The following is a 1,519-nucleotide window of genomic DNA, read 5'->3' as shown; positions in this document are numbered from 1 at the left end:
CCGCGTCACACCGACAGAGTGCTCACACTACTTCGAAAACTCAGGCTATGACCAAAGCTAATCTCATCCCGCTCTAGCGGACTGCTGAAAAGGCACTCGCCACCCGACGGCAGCGGTGACTCACTGGTTCGGAAGGGATTCGGAGGTGACGAGTGCGCGGGGGCGACGATCGAACTGGCGAACTGTTCAGCTACGCTGACGTTGAGGCTGACAGAAGCCTGTAGACGCTCTCCCCCTCGACGAGCAACGCCTCACGGCATAGCAAGGATACCGATCTCCGGCGCTTCGCGGAGCAAGGTCTCCGCAAGCCGAGCCGCGGCGTCGAGAACCAGTTCGCAGCTGTCTAACACCAGCAGCATACGCCTTTGACGGAGATGCGCGCCCAGATGCATGGCGGGATCACCGGATGTGTCATTTAGACGGAGCTGCGAAGCCAGCATCGAGGGCAGCGCTTGAGGGTTCGAAATCGGTGCCAGGTCCAGAAAACATAAGCCGTGCTCGTACGACGACGACAAGCGTTCTGCCACGCTAAGCCCCACGGTGGTCTTTCCTATCCCGCCTGATCCGACGATGGTTACGAGGCGGAACCGTTGGAATCGCCCCTTGACGACGCTAATCGCCTCTTCCCGTCCGATGGGCTGCACGTCTTGCCGCCGCGAATGCTGCATCGGTCGAATTGCAATGTGACGTTGCGCTTTCACTCGCTCCATTTTTCTACGCCACTGGGCGCAATCGCGATTGCCTGACCCTGGGGAATCGGAAAGTCAACTACACTTCGCCTTGTCGAGCGCGAATTGGACAAGGCTCCGGATCGCTATCTCGTCATCAAGTTCGATGCTTGGATGTATCAGGACTTTGACGACGCGGGCGCCGCGCTGATGAGCGTGATCTCTGGGGCGCTCGAAAAGGCTACGCCCGGCAGCCGGGATGGCAAAGCCGCCGTCTTCCTTCTCGACAATCACCGGCAGCGGCAGCCGATCGAGCCGCTTCGCCGATGGCTGCACGATGCGCGCTTTGAGCTTCAACCGCTTCGCCGCCCGGACAATATCGACACGATCGGCAAGCCGCTCGCCCAGACCAAGGTCGTGGCGGATCAGCAGGCTGGCGCAAAAACTGGGTCAGCAGCGTCAAGCAAACAACACCTCTGTCCAGCGCGACCATTATAGGCGCAATGGAATCCACTCGCCCCCCGGCAAGGCAGCGAAATAGTGCTTGCCTATCCATGCGACGCTTTCTCATGGTGCGCAAGCAGGTGTCAGAGAAATATTTTGGAACAGCAGTAAACATGAAATGTATATCTAAATTACATACTATTAAATATACGTTGTTTCTGCTGAAGTGCTCTGTCCCTGTGTTGTGTAAGCCCGCCGCCGACTCTCGGTGGGCCGCGCTCGGCCGCCAACGAAGGTCCGCTTTAGGGGCGTCGCCGAGGCACCCTGAAGGGCCGACATTGGGAAGGGTTTCGGGTGCCGTCAGGCGTACGAAAGCCTCTCATGCAGGAACCCGCGGGCTACAGTCG

2 protein-coding genes are annotated in these 1,519 nt (G+C 59.0%); one reads left to right on the top strand and one right to left on the bottom strand.

The genetic code is table 11. The features are described from left to right. Positions 1-251 precede the first annotated feature (251 nt). Complete coding sequence (locus tag LB543_RS33785) at positions 252-710, bottom strand: hypothetical protein (RefSeq protein WP_224617351.1); 459 nt, start codon at positions 708-710, stop codon at positions 252-254. A gap of 84 nt (positions 711-794) precedes the next feature. Here LB543_RS33785 and LB543_RS33780 point away from each other — a divergent pair, with 84 nt between their 5' ends. After that, on the top strand, positions 795-1,166 hold the full coding sequence (locus tag LB543_RS33780; protein ID WP_411908808.1) for a hypothetical protein: 372 nt from the start codon (positions 795-797) through the stop codon (positions 1,164-1,166). The last annotated feature ends 353 nt before the right edge of the window (positions 1,167-1,519 follow it).

Origin of the sequence: Mesorhizobium sp. ESP7-2, assembly GCF_020164715.1 — a bacterium.
Classification (GTDB): domain Bacteria; phylum Pseudomonadota; class Alphaproteobacteria; order Rhizobiales; family Rhizobiaceae; genus Mesorhizobium.
This window is presented reverse-complemented; position numbering and strand designations above follow the sequence as displayed.